This window comes from Streptomyces sp. NPDC005302 (assembly GCF_040607345.1).
GTDB lineage: Bacteria > Actinomycetota > Actinomycetes > Streptomycetales > Streptomycetaceae > Streptomyces.
Genome location: NZ_JBEXGN010000023.1, coordinates 21,612 through 37,402, shown reverse-complemented (window position 1 = coordinate 37,402; position 15,791 = coordinate 21,612). Strand labels below are relative to the sequence as shown.

14 protein-coding genes are annotated in these 15,791 nt (G+C 71.7%); 8 read left to right on the top strand and 6 right to left on the bottom strand.

Going from position 1 to position 15,791, the window contains the following annotated elements:
- On the top strand, positions 1-990 hold the full coding sequence (locus tag ABZT74_RS28255) for a ketoacyl-ACP synthase III (protein WP_356439204.1): 990 nt from the start codon (positions 1-3) through the stop codon (positions 988-990).
- Positions 987-1,898 (top strand): 3-hydroxybutyryl-CoA dehydrogenase, encoded by a 912-nt coding sequence (locus ABZT74_RS28250; RefSeq protein WP_356439201.1) that lies wholly within the window; start codon positions 987-989, stop codon positions 1,896-1,898. The genes ABZT74_RS28255 and ABZT74_RS28250 overlap by 4 nt, the downstream gene beginning before the upstream one ends.
- 289 nt (positions 1,899-2,187) lie before the next feature.
- Here the strand turns inward: ABZT74_RS28250 and ABZT74_RS28245 are convergent, their stop codons facing one another.
- The 4 genes from ABZT74_RS28245 to ABZT74_RS28230 all read right to left on the bottom strand — a co-directional run bounded on the left by ABZT74_RS28245 (position 2,188) and on the right by ABZT74_RS28230 (position 5,172).
- On the bottom strand, positions 2,188-2,964 hold the full coding sequence (locus ABZT74_RS28245) for a MerR family transcriptional regulator (RefSeq protein WP_356439198.1): 777 nt from the start codon (positions 2,962-2,964) through the stop codon (positions 2,188-2,190).
- Between the two features lie 4 nt (positions 2,965-2,968).
- The gene (locus tag ABZT74_RS28240; RefSeq protein ID WP_356439195.1) at positions 2,969-3,769 is read right to left on the bottom strand and encodes an alpha/beta hydrolase; all 801 of its coding nucleotides are present in this window, start codon (positions 3,767-3,769) and stop codon (positions 2,969-2,971) included.
- Between the two features lie 112 nt (positions 3,770-3,881).
- On the bottom strand, positions 3,882-4,643 hold the full coding sequence (locus tag ABZT74_RS28235) for an alpha/beta fold hydrolase (protein ID WP_356439192.1): 762 nt from the start codon (positions 4,641-4,643) through the stop codon (positions 3,882-3,884).
- A gap of 382 nt (positions 4,644-5,025) precedes the next feature.
- Complete coding sequence (locus tag ABZT74_RS28230) at positions 5,026-5,172, bottom strand: hypothetical protein (protein WP_356439189.1); 147 nt, start codon at positions 5,170-5,172, stop codon at positions 5,026-5,028.
- 140 nt (positions 5,173-5,312) lie between these two features.
- Between ABZT74_RS28230 and ABZT74_RS28225 the strand changes: the two genes are divergently transcribed.
- The 4 genes from ABZT74_RS28225 to ABZT74_RS28210 all read left to right on the top strand — a co-directional run bounded on the left by ABZT74_RS28225 (position 5,313) and on the right by ABZT74_RS28210 (position 11,118).
- Positions 5,313-6,887 carry an acyl-CoA carboxylase subunit beta gene (locus ABZT74_RS28225; protein ID WP_356439333.1) on the top strand — a complete coding sequence of 525 codons (1,575 nt, stop codon included), beginning with the start codon at positions 5,313-5,315 and terminating at the stop codon, positions 6,885-6,887.
- Between the two features lie 186 nt (positions 6,888-7,073).
- Positions 7,074-8,975 (top strand): 2-oxoacid:acceptor oxidoreductase subunit alpha, encoded by a 1,902-nt coding sequence (locus ABZT74_RS28220; protein WP_356439186.1) that lies wholly within the window; start codon positions 7,074-7,076, stop codon positions 8,973-8,975.
- The gene (locus tag ABZT74_RS28215) at positions 8,965-10,017 is read left to right on the top strand and encodes a 2-oxoacid:ferredoxin oxidoreductase subunit beta (RefSeq protein ID WP_356439183.1); all 1,053 of its coding nucleotides are present in this window, start codon (positions 8,965-8,967) and stop codon (positions 10,015-10,017) included. Before ABZT74_RS28220 ends, ABZT74_RS28215 begins: the two co-directional genes overlap by 11 nt.
- A 42-nt stretch (positions 10,018-10,059) precedes the next feature.
- Positions 10,060-11,118: a methylmalonyl-CoA mutase family protein gene (locus ABZT74_RS28210; protein ID WP_356439181.1), complete on the top strand. Its 1,059-nt coding sequence runs from the start codon at positions 10,060-10,062 to the stop codon at positions 11,116-11,118.
- 64 nt (positions 11,119-11,182) lie between these two features.
- Here the strand turns inward: ABZT74_RS28210 and ABZT74_RS28205 are convergent, their stop codons facing one another.
- Positions 11,183-11,857 (bottom strand): DUF4097 family beta strand repeat-containing protein, encoded by a 675-nt coding sequence (locus ABZT74_RS28205; RefSeq protein WP_356439179.1) that lies wholly within the window; start codon positions 11,855-11,857, stop codon positions 11,183-11,185.
- A gap of 251 nt (positions 11,858-12,108) precedes the next feature.
- Between ABZT74_RS28205 and ABZT74_RS28200 the strand changes: the two genes are divergently transcribed.
- Positions 12,109-12,840 (top strand): helix-turn-helix domain-containing protein, encoded by a 732-nt coding sequence (locus tag ABZT74_RS28200; protein ID WP_356439176.1) that lies wholly within the window; start codon positions 12,109-12,111, stop codon positions 12,838-12,840.
- Between the two features lie 148 nt (positions 12,841-12,988).
- Entirely contained in the window at positions 12,989-14,581 is a 1,593-nt protein-coding gene (locus ABZT74_RS28195) for an MFS transporter (protein WP_356439173.1), read from the top strand.
- Here the strand turns inward: ABZT74_RS28195 and ABZT74_RS28190 are convergent.
- Entirely contained in the window at positions 14,578-15,363 is a 786-nt protein-coding gene (locus tag ABZT74_RS28190) for an MBL fold metallo-hydrolase (protein WP_356439170.1), read from the bottom strand. The genes ABZT74_RS28195 and ABZT74_RS28190 overlap by 4 nt on opposite strands.
- Positions 15,364-15,791 lie beyond the last annotated feature (428 nt).

The following is a 15,791-nucleotide window of genomic DNA, read 5'->3' as shown; positions in this document are numbered from 1 at the left end:
GTGGGCATCGGCATCCTCTCCACCGGCTCCTACCTGCCCAAGCACGAGGTCGGCAACGACGAGATCGCCGAACGCGTCGGCGTCACCCCCCAATGGATCGAAGCCAAGACCCAGATCCGCTCCCGCCGCTACGCCGCCCCCCACGAGGCGACCTCCGACCTAGCCGCCCTCGCCGCCGAACAAGCCCTGCACCAGGCGGCCCTGACCGCCGATCAGATCGACTACCTCATCGTGTCGACCTCCACCGGCGACTTCCCCCAGCCGCCCACCTCCTACCTCGTCCAGCACGCCCTCGGCGCCTTCAACGCGGCCTGCTTCGACGTCAACGTCGTGTGCAGCGGCTTCGTCTACGCCCTCACCCTCGCCCACAGCCTGATCGCCCAACGCCCCACAGCCCGCGCCCTGGTGATCGGCGCGGACGTCTACTCCCGCATCCTGGACTTCACCGACCGCAGGACCGCGATCCTCTTCGCCGACGGTGCCGGCGCCGCCGTCGTCGCCGCCGTCCCCGAGCCGTACGGCATCATCGCGAGCGACCTGTCCAGCCGCGGCGACGCCCACCACCTCATCCGCGTCGAAGCCGGCGGCTCCCGCAACCCCGCCTCCGCGCAGACCCTCGCCGAAGGCGGCCACTACTTCAAGATGGACGGCCGCGGCGTCCGCGACTTCGTCGCCGAACACGTCCCGCCCGCCCTGACCGCCCTCGCCGACAAGGCCCGCGTCGACATCACCGCCGTCGACCACTTCGTCCCGCACCAGGCCAACGGCGTCATGCTCACCGACGTCGTCGAACGCACCGGCCTGAACAGGGCACAGACCCACCGCACCCTGATCCGCTACGGCAACGTCGGCAGCGCCTCCGTGCCCGTCGCCCTCGACGAGGCGAACCGCAGCGGAGCCCTCGCCCCCGGACACCTGGTGCTCCTGGCCGGGTTCGGCGGCGGCATGTCGATCGGAGCATCACTTCTGACCTGGGGGAAGACCACATGACCACCACAGCCACGCCGCACACCGACACCACCACCGGCAGCCGTGCACACACCGGCATCGACCGCGTCGGTGTCGTCGGCAGCGGCATCATGGGCACCGGCATCGCCGAACTGTGCGCCACATCAAGCCTGGACGTCACGGTCGTGGTGTTCTCCGAATCCTCCCTGACCACCGCACCCCGGCGCCTCACCGCCTCCCTCGACCGCGGCGTCACCAAAGGCAAACTCGACCCCGCCGAACGCGACGCGGCCCTGGCCCGCGTGTCGTTCACCCGCGACCTGGGCCAACTCGCCGACCGTCACCTGGTGATCGAGGCCGTCAAGGAGGACGAGGCCCTCAAACAGGACCTGTTCGCCACCCTCGACAAGATCGTCGAGGACCCCGACGCGATCCTGGCGACCAACACCTCCTCCCTCCCCATCGCCCGGCTCGCCGCCGCCACCCGCCGCCCCGCCCAGGTCCTGGGCATGCACTTCTTCAACCCCGTCGCCGTCCTGCCGCTCGTCGAACTCATCGACTCCGTCCTCACCGCCCCCGCGGTCAGCGCGCGCGCCGAGACCTTCGTCCGCGACGTCCTGGGCAAGAAACCCGTCACCTCCCCGGACCGGGCCGGCTTCCTCGTCAACGCCCTCCTCTTCCCCTACCTGCTCAGCGCCGTCCGCATGCTCGAATCCGGCCTCGCCGACGCCGACACCATCGACCAGGCCATGACCCAGGGCTGCTCCCACCCCATGGGACCGCTGCGCCTGGCCGACCTGATCGGCCTGGACACCACCGTCTCCATCGCCCGGGCCATGTACGAGGAGTACAAGGAACCCCTCCACGCCCCGCCGCCCCTGCTGCTGCGCATGGTCGAGAGCGGCCTGCTGGGAAAGAAGTCCGGCCGCGGCTTCCACACCTACCCGTGACCCCCGCCACCGCCCGCCGCCGCCCGCCGCCGCCCGCCGCCGCCCGCCGGAGCCCGGCGGAACGGGGCGAACAACGGGGCGAGCAACGGGGCGAGCAACGGGGCGAGGAAGGGGGCCGACCGGAGTGCATCCGGTCGGCCCCCTTCCTGGACGCCACCGCCCGCCGGCACCGGCACCGGCACAGGGCCTCACCCCGAGCGGGGGAGTGCCCCACGGCAGCCGGGACGTCGTTTCCCGCCCGCGACCCGGGGCCGTGATCCCGGCAGGAGGCCACGAGCCCCCAGGGCGGTCACTGCTGCGGGACCTCCACCCCGGCCGCCCGCAGGTTCGCCTCCAGCAGCTCGGTCAGCCGCACCGCCGCCGGCGCCTGGTCCTGGCGGTGATGGTTGATCAGCCCGTACCGGGCGGCGGCGTCCGGCCTGGCCCGGAACGCCGCCGGCATCGACAGCTGCTCAGGGTGGGCCAGCACCTTGGCGGCCAGCGCTGACGCCAGCTCGTCCAGCCGGGGATCGTCCGGATCCCACGCCTCGGCGTCCTGGCAGCGCCTGACCAGCTCGACGTACTGCGGATCGGCGAGCTGGTGCTCCAGATGCCGCAGGAAACTCTCGAACACCTCCGGCACCAGAGCCCGCGCCAGCACCAGGGCCTCCTGCTGGATCGCCACGTACGCGGCACCGACACCCAGCTCGGCGAGCCGGTCCAGCACCGCGCAGGCCCGCTCGGGCAGCAGCAGCCGGTCACCGGACGCCAGCCGGTGCAGCACCGCACGCCGCGCGATCAGCTCCTCGATCCGCTCGGTGAGGCGCCGCTCGACATCCTCCAGCGCCGCCGCGAACCGCTGCGGATCCCCGTCGAGGAGCTCGGTGATCTCGGCGAGCGGCACACCCGCGCCGGCCAGCGTGCGGACCTGGACCAGCCGCAGCATCTGCGCCGACCCGTACCGCCGGTACCCCGAACCGTCCCGTCCGGGTTCCTCGACCAGACCGAGCCGGTGGTAGTGGCGCACCGTCTTGACCGTCACCCCGGCGAACGCGGCCGCCTGGCCGATCGTGAGCCCGTACACCATGAGTTCAGCGCGCCCCGCCGTCGAGGGCGGCCGCCGTCTCGCGGACCGCCGCGGCCACCGCCCGGAAGTCCTTGCGCAGAATGTGCGAGTGGTTGCTCGCGACCTTCGCACTCACCCGGATGTCCGGGTTGCGGGCGAGGACCGGGTCCAGCGAGGCCCGCATCTCCTCCATCTCCTTCTCCTCCCCTCCCAGGCTCGCGCCGGTGGCGAGGACGAAACGCACCGGGCACGCCACCCGGTCCAGCACCGGGCCGATGGCGGCGGTGATCTCGTTGGCCTCGATGTTGACGTCGGCATGCCGGTCGGCACTCATTCGCGCGGCCAGCCCGAAGGGACGCACCAGCGGCAGCAGCGGCCGCATCCGGCGGAACAGGCTCCGGATCCGCGCCCGGCCCGCCTCACCGGTCAGACCGTAGGGGACGGCGCCGTCCACGCACACGACGCCCAGGGCGCGGCCGGGGTTGCGCTCGGCCCAGTGCACGGCCAGTGCGGCGCCGTAGGACCAGCCGACCAGCAGCGGCCGGGTGACGCCCCTCGCGCCGAGGACGGCGTCGACGTCGCGCAGGGCCGCCTCGAAGGAGTAGTCCGCCGACCGGCGCGAGCGGCCGCGGGCGCGGCCGTCGAAGGTGATGTGCCGCCAGCCGGCGCCGAGTTCGGCGACGACGGGACGCCAGGTCCGGCTGCCGGCGTAGGCGCCGTTGAGATAGACGACGGCCCGGCCGGGGCCGCGGGTGTCGGTGACGGCCAGCGCCGTGTCGTCGACGGGGACCATGCCGGACCAGGGTGCTGTGGGGGAAGTGGTCATGCCATCAGCGTTCACCCTGACCCCGGGTCAGGGTCAACCAGCCACATCGAGCCACCCCGCTCGGAAGCCGAACCCGTCGGACCGCTGTGCCGGCGTGTCCGTGCGGGGTGCGTCAGCGGGCGGCGGCCGCCTTGGCGAGCAGCCCCTCACTGATGGTCGCCGCGATCTCACCGAGGTGGTCGGCGAGATAGAAGTGACCGCCGGAGAACACCTTCAGCGCGAAGTCGCCCCGGGTGTGCTCCCGCCACGTCACAGCCTCCTCGACACTCACCATCGGGTCGCTGTCCCCGACCAGGACCGTCACCGGGGCCGCGAGCGGCTCACCCTCCCGCCACCGGTAGCCGCCAAGAGCCCGGTAGTCGGCCCGCAGCCCCGGCAGCACCATCTCCATGACCTCGGCATTGTCGAGCATGCTCTGATCGGTACCGCCCAGCCGGCGCACCTCGGCCAGCACGTCGGCGTCGTCGAAGAACTGGTAGTGCTCACTGGTCCGCGGACCCGGCGCACCCCGCCCGGACAGGAACAGCCGCTGCGCAGCGGGCAGTTCACGCGCGGCGAGCAGCCGGGCCGTCTCGAACGCGACGAGCGAGCCCATGCTGTGACCGAACAGGGCGTACGGCCGCGAGGGATCCTTCACCAGCTCCTCGGCCAGATGCCCGGCCACCGCCTCGACGAGCGCGCCGATCGAGGTGAACGGCGTCTCGCGGTAGCGGTCCTGGCGCCCCGGATACTGCACGGACACCACGTCGAGGTCCGCGGACAGGGTCCGCGCCAGCGGCAGATACGCCGTCGCGGAACCCCCGGCGTGCGGGAAGCACACGAGCCGCGGCCCGTCGCCCGGAGCGGTGAAGCGTCGGAACCAGGTGGTGTCCACTGTCGGTGTCTCCTTCGTCTGGAGCCGGCCGGTCACCCCGGCCGGGAACGAACCGTCAACCGCCCGGCCCGGCACGGCAGATCAAGCACGGCAGATCGAGCACGTCATGTCAGGCACGTCATACGGGCACAGCGGATCGGGTACGCAGATGGGGCACGGCGGACCGGGCACACGCTGCGCACGCTCGGCGCCGCGCATCATCCGCACCCGCCCCGCACCCGCCCCGCACCCGCGTACCCGCCCCTCCTGGGCAGCCACGCCCGCGGCAGGGCGGCCGTGTGCGTCCGGCCCGTGGCGGACCGGCCCGCCGACGCTCCCGGGGGGTTGGGGCGCCGGCGGGCGGTCCGAGCTCCGGACGTCTCACGCCAGGCCGCATCGGAGCTCACGAGCCCGAGCATGCCGACCCGCCCTCGACGACCGCTCGCAGCCCGGTGGAGAAACGGCACAGGCCCACCACCACGGTGGAGACGGTCCACGGCAGACCGTGCACCCTGGCGAGAGCCCTCACCTGCACGACGGCTACAGCCAAGGGCAGACCTTCGCACGGTGGGGCCTGCCCGGCACCGCACCGCATCGCCCGGTATTCCAACCGCCCTCGAGCGCCGCAGCGCACGCTGGGCGGCGGTTCACCACGACGGCCAAAGGGGGACACCCATGCCCGCAGAGCCCATGACCGCCCTGGACGACACACCGGGGCAGCGGCGCGGCACGGTCGCCGAACTCCAGGCCCTGCGGCAGACCATGCGCGACGGACCCGGAACAAGCGCCACCGACGCCCAGCACGCCAAGGGCAAACTCACCGCCCGCGAACGCCTCGCGCTCCTCTTCGACGACGGCCGCTTCACCGAGGTCGAAGGACTGCGCCGGCACCGCGCGAGCGGCTTCGGCCTGGAGGACCGCCGCCCCCACACCGACGGCGTGGTCACCGGCTGGGGCCGCGTGTACGGGCGCACCGTCTTCGCCTACGCCCACGACTTCCGCATCTTCGCCGGCTCCCTCGGCGAGGCCCACGCCGAGAAGATCCACAAGATCATGGACATGGCCGCCACCGCGGGCGCCCCGATCGTGGGCCTGTGCGACGGCGCCGGAGCCCGCATCCAGGAAGGCGTGACCGCGCTGGCCGGATACGGCGGCATCTTCCAGCGCAACGTCCGCAACTCCGGCGTCATCCCGCAGATCAGCGTCATGATGGGCCCCTGTGCGGGCGGCGCCGCCTACTCCCCGGCCCTGACCGACTTCGTCTTCATGGTGCGCGGCACGGCCCAGATGTTCATCACCGGCCCCGACGTCGTCAAGAGTGTCACCGGCGAACAGGTCAGCCACGAGGAACTGGGCGGCGCCGACGCCCACGCCACCCTCTCCGGCGTCGCCTCCTTCACCTACGACGACGAGGACGACTGCCTCACCGACGTCCGGTACCTGCTGTCCCTGCTGCCCGCCAACAACCGTGAACACCCGCCGTCCGAACCCTGCGCCGACGACCCCGGCCGCCGCACCCCGGCCCTGCGCGGCCTGGTGCCCGCCGACACCACCCGCGCCTACGACATGCGCCACGTCATCGCCGAAGTCGTCGACGACGGCGACTACTTCGAGGTGCACGAACGATGGGCGCCCAACGTGCTGTGCGCGCTGGCCCGCCTGGACGGCCACGTGGTCGGCATCGTCGCCAACCAGCCCGCCCACCTCGCCGGCGCCCTCGACATCGAGGGCAGCGAGAAGGCGGCCCGCTTCGTCCAGATGTGCGACTCCTTCAACATCCCCCTCGTCACCCTCGTCGACGTCCCCGGCTTCCTGCCCGGCGTCGGCCAGGAACACCACGGGATCATCCGCCACGGCGCGAAACTCCTCTACGCCTACTGCAACGCCACCGTCCCCCGTATCCAGCTCGTCCTGCGCAAGGCCTACGGCGGCGCCTACATCGTCATGGACTCCCGCTCCATCGGCTCCGACCTCTCCCTGGCCTGGCCCGGCAACGAGATCGCCGTCATGGGAGCGGAGGCCGCGGCCGGCGTCATCTTCCGCCGCGACATCGCTGCCGCCGACGACCCCGAGGCCGCCCGCATCCAGCACATCAAGGAATACCGGGACCAGCTCATGCACCCCTACTACGCCGCCGAACGCGGCCTGGTCGACGACGTCATCGATCCCGCCGAGACCCGCATCCGCCTGATCGACGCCCTCGCCGTCCTGCGCACCAAGCACGTCTCCCAGCCCTCCCGCAAACACGGCAACCAGCCCCAGTGACCCACCCGCCCCCTCTCCTCCCCACCGAACAGTCCCGGCAGGGCGATGCACGTCTGGACGACGGCCCGAGCGCCCCTCCACCGGCGCTCCCTAGCCTCGACGAAGACGTACGACCCTGCACCGCATCCCGTGTCCGCCGACGTGCCCGCACCCGCCGGACCAGCACCGACAGGAGCCGACACACGTATGTCCGTGCACACCACCGCCCCCGCCACGACAGGGGTGTACGACAAGGAAGTCCGGCGCCTGGACCGGGTCGTCATCCGCTTCGCGGGGGACTCGGGTGACGGGATGCAGCTCACCGGTGACCGTTTCACTGCGGAGACGGCCTCGTTCGGCAACGACCTCTCGACGCTGCCGAACTTCCCGGCCGAGATCCGCGCGCCCGCAGGAACCCTGCCGGGCGTTTCTTCTTTTCAACTGCACTTCGCCGACCATGACATCCTCACGCCGGGTGACGCGCCGAATGTGTTGGTGGCGATGAATCCGGCGGCGTTGAAGGCGAACATGGCCGATGTGCCGCGGGGTGCGGAGATCATCGTGAACACGGATGAGTTCACGAAGCGGGCGATGCAGAAGGTCGGATACGCGACCAGTCCGCTGGAGGACGGTTCCCTCGACGGATACAGCGTGCACCCCGTTCCGTTGACGACGATGACGGTGGAGGCGTTGAAGGAGTTCGACCTCTCGCGCAAGGAGGCCGAGCGGAGCAAGAACATGTTCGCGCTGGGGTTGTTGTCGTGGATGTACAACCGGCCGACGGAGGGGACGGAGAGGTTCCTGGCCACGAAGTTCGCGAAGAAGCCGCAGATCGCGGCGGCGAACCTGGCGGCTTTTCGGGCGGGTTGGAATTTCGGGGAGACGACGGAGGATTTCGCGGTCTCCTATGAGGTGGCTCCGGCGGCGCAGACGTTCCCGACGGGTACGTACCGCAACATCTCGGGGAATCTGGCGCTGTCGTACGGTCTGATCGCGGCGTCGCGGCAGGCGGATCTGCCCCTGTATCTGGGGTCGTATCCGATCACTCCGGCCTCCGACATCCTGCATGAGCTGAGCCGGCACAAGAACTTCGGCGTGCGCACGTTCCAGGCGGAGGACGAGATCGCGGGGATCGGGGCGGCGCTGGGCGCCGCGTTCGGCGGTTCCCTCGCGGTGACGACGACCTCGGGTCCGGGTGTCGCCTTGAAGTCGGAGACGATCGGTCTGGCGGTGAGTCTCGAACTGCCGCTGCTGGTCATCGACATCCAGCGCGGCGGACCCTCGACGGGTCTGCCGACCAAGACGGAGCAGGCCGACCTGTTGCAGGCGATGTACGGCCGCAACGGCGAAGCCCCGGTCCCCATCGTCGCCCCGCGCACCCCCGCGGACTGCTTCGACGCGGCCATCGAGGCGGCCCGGATCGCCGTCACCTACCGCACCCCGGTCTTCCTCCTCTCCGACGGCTACCTCGCCAACGGCAGCGAACCCTGGCGCGTCCCCGAGAGCGACGAACTCCCCGATCTGCGCGTCCAGTTCGCCCAGCACCCCAACCACACCCTGGACGACGGCACGGAAGTCTTCTGGCCCTACAAGCGGGACCCGCAGACCCTCGCGCGCCCGTGGGCCGTCCCCGGAACGCCGGGCCTCGAGCACCGGATCGGCGGGATCGAGAAGCAGGACGGCAGCGGGAACATCTCCTACGACCCCGCCAACCACGAGTTCATGGTCCGCACCCGCCAGGCCAAGATCGACGGCATCGACGTCCCCGACCTCGATGTCGACGACCCCACCGGCGAAGCGACCACCCTCGTCCTGGGCTGGGGCTCGACGTACGGGCCCGTCACCGCCGCCGTGCGCAGGCTCCGCGCGGCCGGTGAGCACATCGCGCAGGCCCATCTGCGCCACCTCAACCCCTTCCCCCGCAACCTCGGCGACATCCTCGGTTCCTACGACCGAGTGGTGATCCCCGAGATGAACCTCGGCCAGCTCGCCACCCTGATCCGGGCCAAGTACCTGGTGGACGCCCGCTCGTACAACCAGGTCAACGGCATGCCGTTCAAGGCTGAGCAGCTCGCCACCGCGCTGAAGGAGGCCATCGATGCCCGCTGAGGCCCTGACCCTCATCCCCAGGCCCGAAGTACCGCTGACCGCGAAGGACTTCAAGTCCGATCAGGAAGTGCGCTGGTGCCCGGGTTGCGGTGACTACGCGGTCCTCGCGGCTGTGCAGGGGTTCATGCCGGAGCTGGGGCTGGCGAAGGAGAACATCGTCTTCGTCTCCGGGATCGGCTGTTCCTCGCGTTTCCCGTACTACATGAACACCTACGGGATGCACTCGATCCATGGCCGGGCCCCGGCGATCGCGACCGGACTGGCGTCCTCGCGGCGGGACTTGAGCGTGTGGGTCGTCACGGGTGACGGTGACGCGCTCTCCATCGGCGGCAATCACCTCATCCATGCTCTGCGCCGCAACGTGAATCTGAAGATCCTGTTGTTCAACAACCGGATCTACGGGCTGACCAAGGGGCAGTACTCGCCGACCTCGGAGGTCGGGAAGATCACCAAGTCGACGCCGATGGGGTCGCTGGACGCGCCGTTCAACCCGGTGTCGCTGGCGATCGGCGCGGAGGCCTCGTTCGTGGCCCGCACGGTCGATTCCGACCGCAAGCACCTGACCGAGGTACTGCGGCAGGCCGCGGCCCATCCGGGCACGGCGCTGGTGGAGATCTACCAGAACTGCAACATCTTCAACGACGGTGCCTTCGAGGTCCTCAAGGACAAGCAGCAGGCCGAGGAAGCCGTCATCCGCCTCGAACACGGCCGGCCCATCACCTTCGGCACCGACCAGTCCAAGGGCGTCGTCCGCGACCCCGCCACCGGAGACCTGGTCGTGGTCCCGGTGACGGACGAGACCCGCCACCGGATCCTGGTCCACGACGCCCACACCGCGTCCCCGACCACAGCGTTCGCCCTGTCGCGCCTCGCCGACCCCGACACCCTGCACCACACCCCCATCGGGGTCTTCCGCAGCGTCGAACGCCCCGTCTACGACACGCAGATGACCGACCAACTGGACGCGGCCATCGAGCAGAACGGCAAGGGAGACCTCGGCGCACTGCTGGCCGGAGGAGACACCTGGACCGTCGTCGGCTGACCCCGGCTCCCGTCGCGAGGCGGCACCGAGAAACGGGATGGCATGGAGCACACCACAACAGGCGCGCCACGACCGCCCACCGAGCCGGCGTACGGTCCGCGGGCTCTCGAGCCCTTCAACCCGGCCCGCCGGACGGGGGAGCGGGGCGGCCGGGGCCCGGGAGAGGCGGGCCGGTTGCTCGGGTTCGGGACGGCGGATCAGCGGCTCGGGTTCGGGGAGGCGGATCAGTGGCTCGGCGAGCCGGCCGCGCACCCACCGACCCGTGTCGTGCATCCGCCGGACCCGGACCCGGACCCGGACCGTGCGCCCACCTTGGGGCCGTACACCGCTTCCGGCACCGCGGCCGAGTCCAACGCCCGCTACAGGAGGCTGATCGCGGCCGGCGCGAGGGACCTGTCGGTGGTGTTCGACGTGCCGACCCGTACGGGGTACGACTCCGACGCGCCGGCGGCGCGCGGTGAGGTCGGCCGGGCGGGGGTGGCGATCGACTCGATCGACGACATGCGGGTGCTGTTCGCCGGGATCCCGCTGGACGAGGTCGTCACCTCGATGCGCTGCGGTGCGTGCGCCGCGCCGCTTCTTCTTCTGTACCAGCTGGTCGCCGAGGAGCAGGGAGCGGCGGCGGGCCGGCTGTCCGGCACGTTCCACGACGGCGGGGCGGGGGAGTGCGTGCCTGACGGCGACCGCATCTTCCCGCCGGGCCCGTCCGCGCGGCTGGCCGCGGACCTCGTCCGGTACTGCCGGACCGAGGTTCCGCAGTGGGCCACCGACGCCCGCCGGGTGGTCCGGGAGACCGGCCCCGGCGCGTACGTCGTGCCCCGCACCGGCCCTGTCCCCTTCGACGGGGAGAGGCCCGACGGGTCGGCGCCCGCCGATCCGTCCGCCGCGGTGTGGCAGGGCGAACGCATTGCCAAACTCCGTGCCTGGCGCGAACAACGGGACGTGGACGCCGCACTCACCGCGCTGAAGAAGGCAGCGGCGGGCGACGGCGACGTCCTGCGCCCGATGAGGGAAGCCCTGCGCGCCCGCGCCACCGTCGGCGAGGTGTGCGACGCACTGCGCGAGGTGTGGGGCATCCGCCTCCCGGCGGATGCCCGTTGACGGCCGTGCGGCGGATGACGGCCGGGGGATCTGCGGCGGATGCCCGCCGAGGGCTCTGGCCGCTTCAGTTGCTGCGGGCGGTGATGTCGCCGTAGGCGGTGGTGGCGTGGATGGTCAGGCCTGCGGCGGAGCCTTCGGAGTTGGTCAGGGCGTTGTCGACGCGGCCGTAGCCGGTGCCGGCGTCGAGGGTGGCGGAGACGCCGTGGGCGGCGCCGACGCTGATGTGACCGGCCTCGGTGCGCAGGGTGACGGTGCCGTGCACCGCTTCGGTGACGGTCAGGTCGCCCTTCTGCGTGCTGATCTCGGCGGAGCCGCCCAGGCGGTTCACGGTGATGTCACCGGCTGCGAGGGTGAGGCGGGCGCCCGCGGTCTCGTCGAGGGTGATGGTGCCCTGGGCGGATTCGAGGGCGACGTCGCCGAGGCGGCCGGTGCCGCTGATCTCGGCGGCGGCGGTCCTCGCCTCGACGCGGGAGCCGGCGGGGAGCTGGACGGTGACCTCCACGGCCCCGGAACCGGCGCCCAGGAGACGGCTGTTGGCCTCCGGGGTCGCCACGCGCAGGACGCCGTCGGCGTAGGTGACGGTGACCTGCTCCGCCGCCTTCACGTCCGCGCCCTTGGAGGCGTCGGCGGGCACGACCTCGACGCTGGTGGCGTCGCGGTCCGCGGCGACCAGGCGGATACGTCCGGCCGGGATGTCGAGAACGGCGGAGATCGGGGCGGGGGAGTCGAACTTCTGCATGGTGCTCTCCTTCTCCTGCATCGCGTGCCCCAGCGGCCCGCGGTTTCTGCTGATGGAAAAGCTACGTTGCATTCACGGATCGAGCAACAGTGTCGTTGCGCAAGAACACTATAAGTACAGGTAGATGGGCTGAATTTGTTGCAATGGTCTCGCGTCTAACGCAACACGCCTGCCTCTGAGTGTTGCAATGAATTGGAGGTGAACGCTATAGTCCGAGACATCACGCGCCATGCACGACGAAGGAGACCCCGATGCCGGGAGGCAGGCTCACCCAGCAGGAACGCCAGCAGATCGCGCTGGGACTGGCCGACGGCCTCGCCTACGCCGAGATCGCCCGAAGCCTGGACCGCCCCACCTCCACCATCACGCGCGAGGTGATGCGCAACGGCGGCCCCACCTCCTACCGCGCCGACCTCGCCCACCGGGCCACCGAACACCGCGCCCACCGCCGCAAGCAGGCCACCCCCCGCGACACCAGGGCGCCCCAGCCCCAGGGCCGCCACGAGCAGGCCGTGCGCGAGTACGAGGAGGTGCTCACCACCGTCTTCATGGCCTCGGGCGCGCCCACGATGATGGCCCGGGTGATGGCCTGCCTCACCCTCACCGACTCCGGCAGCCTCACCGCCGCCGAACTCGTCCAGCGTCTCCAGGTCAGCCCGGCGTCCATCTCCAAGGCCATCGCGTTCCTGGAGAGCCAGGGCCTGGTCCGCAGGGAGCGCGACGAACGCCGCCGCGAGCGCTACGTCGTCGACGACGACGTCTGGTACCAGTCCATGATGGCCAGCGCCCGCTCCACCGCCCAGATCGTCGAGACCGCACGGCAGGGCGTCGGCGTCCTGGGCCCCGGCACCCCGGCCGGCAACCGCCTGGAGAACGTCGCCCGCTTCCTCGACTACGTCTCGGAAAGCCTCGCCCGCGCCGCGGAACAGGCCCGCGAAGTCCTCTACACCAAGCCCGAGACGACACCGGACGAAACCGACTGAGCCACGCCCCGGCCGCAGGGACCCGCCTGCCGCGCCGGATCGACGCGCATCCGGCGCACAGGGTTCCACCGGAACACCGGTGGAGGCATGGCCCAGGAAGTACCGGAATCCCTTGTCCCGTATGGCGATTGAGGTGAGGATCCGGGACGTGACTGACGCCGACGCCGACCGAGCCGGGTCCCCGAGACCCGGCGGCTCCGTTCCACCCGCCGGCCCCCGCCCCGGCGCCGGTACCCTCCTCTCGGATCCGAGCGCCCCGCACCCGACGGGCCCGCGTCCGGCGCCGCGCACGGCCACCACACCGACAGCGGAGCCGTCCCCGCTCCGGCCGCACCCCACCGCTCCGCCGCACCCTCACGTCGGCGAGGGCCCGTGCGATGTACCCGGCGCGTCCGTTGCCTCCGTCGCGTCCGGCGGGCCCGGCCCGTCCGGCCAGCCCCCGTCACGGCCCGCGCAGCCCGCGCACCGGGACACGAACGTACTGCGCTGGCTCACCGCCTACTTCGCGTCGATCGTGGGCGACAGCGTCTACTTCCTCGCTCTGGGCTGGGCGGCCGCGCAGTTCGCCGGTCCCGCGCAGGTCGGCTTGGTGCTGGCGGTGGGGGCCGTCCCCAGGGCGCTGCTGATGCTCCTGGGCGGTGTGGTGGCCGACCGGTTCGATCCGCGCAAGGTCGTCATCGGCTCCGACGCCCTGCGCGCCGCGGTGATCCTCGCGCTCGCCGCCCTGCTGTGGCTCAGCACGCCCAAGATCTGGCTGCTGGTGCTGGTGGCGCTGCTCTTCGGGGTGGTGGACGCCCTGTTCATGCCGGCGGTGGGTGCGCTGCCACCGCGGCTCACCGCCCCCGACGAGGTCGTCCGCCTCGTCGGTATGCGGCAGTTGGCGATCCGGATCGGGAAGGCGGTGGGGCCGCCCCTGGCCGGATTCGCCCTCGCCCACCACGGCGAGGCTGCCTTCGCGATGGCCGGGGTGCTGTTCGCGTTCTCCCTCGTCCTCCTTGCCGGCGTGCGCATCGCGCCGCTGCCGCCGGACCCGGGCGCGGGTGAACCCGGCACCCCTTGGCAGGACCTGGCCGACGGGCTGCGCTACATCCGCCGCCACCGCCTGGTAGGCCCCCTCGTCCTCGCCACCGCGCTGAGCGAGATCGGGTTCATGGCACCGCTCCAGGTCGGCGTGTTCCTCCTGGCGGGGGAGCGGGGCTTCGGGGCGTCCTCGATCGGCTGGATCCTCGGCGCGTTCGCGGTCGGGGCCGGGCTGGGAGCCGTGGGCCTGTCCCTCATGGGACGGATCCGGCGCGCCGGAACGGCCCAGCTCTGCACGCTCGTTGTGGCCTCCGCGGCGATCGGCGCCATCGGCCTGCTGCCGACGGTGGCCGGCGCGGCGGCGGTCGCCGGCTTCGCGGGGCTGGTGGGCGGCGTGTGCGGGGGCCTGTCCATCGCCCTGATCCAGCACAACACGGCCGCCTCCTACCAGGGCCGCGTCGCCGGCGTCCTGGCCCTGTCCCACGTCGGACTCGCCCCGCTCGTCTTCCCCCTCTTCGGCCTTGCCGCCGGCGCGGTCGGGGTGACACCGATGTTCCTCATCGGCGCGGGCATCAGCGCGAGCGCCGCCGTCGTGGGCCTCCTCTCGCCCGACGTACGCCGGGCCGAACTCACCATGCGGCCCGCCCCGCAGCCGGGGCCGCGCACCCCGGCGCCCGCCCCACGGCCCGACACGGACCCCGGGCCCCGCCGGACCCGCTAGGCCCGCGCGAGCGCCCGCTCGAACAGCACCGGGTCGTGGGCGTTGACGATGAGCAGATCGGGCTCCCCGCGCTCGTACAGCTCGGCGAGCCGCGCATGGTTGTCGCGCACCTGCTTGATGTCGTACGCGATGAAGGACTCCATGCCGCTGAGCGTGCGCGGGACGGGGACACGCCGGTCCAGGACGCCCCGATGGTAGAAGGCGTCCCCGGCGTGGAGCAGCCACCCGCTGTCCGACTCGACGGCGACCGCGGCGTGCCCCCGGCTGTGCCCGGGCAGGGCGATCAGCACGATCCCGGGGGCGATCGCGTCGAGTTCACGCGCCGCCGCGAAGCCGCGCCACCGTTCCCCGTCGGGACGGTGCTCGACGAGCTTCACGCCGTGCTCCCACTGCGGGCGCCGGTAGCGCATCCGTTCGCGCCAGGTGGGGGAGTGGACGGACCCGCGGGCCTCGTCGGCGGTGAGGTGGACCTGCGCGTCGGGGAAGTCGGCCAGCCCCCCGATGTGATCGCAGTCGAAATGCGTGAGCACGATGTGGCGGACGTCCCCCCTGCTGAACCCGAGCCGCTCGATCTGGCGTACGGCCGTCTCCTCGACGTCGAAAACGGGCCGTACGAAACGCCGGGACGGCCCGATGCGGCGCCCGGGATCGGCGATGTCGTCGAGCCCGTAACCGGAGTCGACGAGGACCAGGCCGCCGGCGGTCTCCACGAGCAGCACGTGACACACCAGACGCGCGCCGGGCGGATGCATGGTGCCGCAGTTCAGATGATGGACTTTCACAAACGGGATTCCTTGTCGTGTGGGGAGGCGGGCAGGCCCGAGCCCTCCTCCCGTCGGAGCATCTCGCCGCAGCGGCCCGAAGCCGAACGGTCCATGATCGGAGGCTAACCGCCCTCCGTATAGGGATAGTTGAGCGATGGACGAGGAAAGCCGGACCGCACGCCGGCGCATCTTCGGCGACAGAGGAACACCACCGGCCTGATCAACACCGCTCCTACCCGGCCGACTTGGACTCACGCCGGACACCCGCGCCCGGCACGCGCGCTTCGGCCACGCGCGTCGGACATCGTCGCCCGGCGCTGGCGGTCCACCCCCGGCGCAGTCCACCAGCAGAGACCACGAGCGGAGACCACCGGCACAGACCGCCCGGCACATCGAACGGGCGTGCCCGGGGCTGCTGTTGGGGCCGAGCGGGACTCGACCACGCT

What these genes read in the sequence shown, in the direction of transcription:
- ABZT74_RS28245 (WP_356439198.1), bottom strand. Translation starts at nt 2,964, where the DNA reads ATGGTGTACGGGCTCACGATCGGCCAGGCGGCCGCGTTCGCCGGGGTG.
- ABZT74_RS28250 (WP_356439201.1), top strand. Translation starts at nt 987, where the DNA reads ATGACCACCACAGCCACGCCGCACACCGACACCACCACCGGCAGCCGT.
- ABZT74_RS28225 (WP_356439333.1), top strand. Translation starts at nt 5,313, where the DNA reads ATGACCGCCCTGGACGACACACCGGGGCAGCGGCGCGGCACGGTCGCC.
- ABZT74_RS28240 (WP_356439195.1), bottom strand. Translation starts at nt 3,769, where the DNA reads ATGACCACTTCCCCCACAGCACCCTGGTCCGGCATGGTCCCCGTCGAC.
- ABZT74_RS28200 (WP_356439176.1), top strand. Translation starts at nt 12,109, where the DNA reads ATGCCGGGAGGCAGGCTCACCCAGCAGGAACGCCAGCAGATCGCGCTG.
- ABZT74_RS28210 (WP_356439181.1), top strand. Translation starts at nt 10,060, where the DNA reads ATGGAGCACACCACAACAGGCGCGCCACGACCGCCCACCGAGCCGGCG.
- ABZT74_RS28220 (WP_356439186.1), top strand. Translation starts at nt 7,074, where the DNA reads ATGTCCGTGCACACCACCGCCCCCGCCACGACAGGGGTGTACGACAAG.
- ABZT74_RS28215 (WP_356439183.1), top strand. Translation starts at nt 8,965, where the DNA reads ATGCCCGCTGAGGCCCTGACCCTCATCCCCAGGCCCGAAGTACCGCTG.
- ABZT74_RS28205 (WP_356439179.1), bottom strand. Translation starts at nt 11,857, where the DNA reads ATGCAGAAGTTCGACTCCCCCGCCCCGATCTCCGCCGTTCTCGACATC.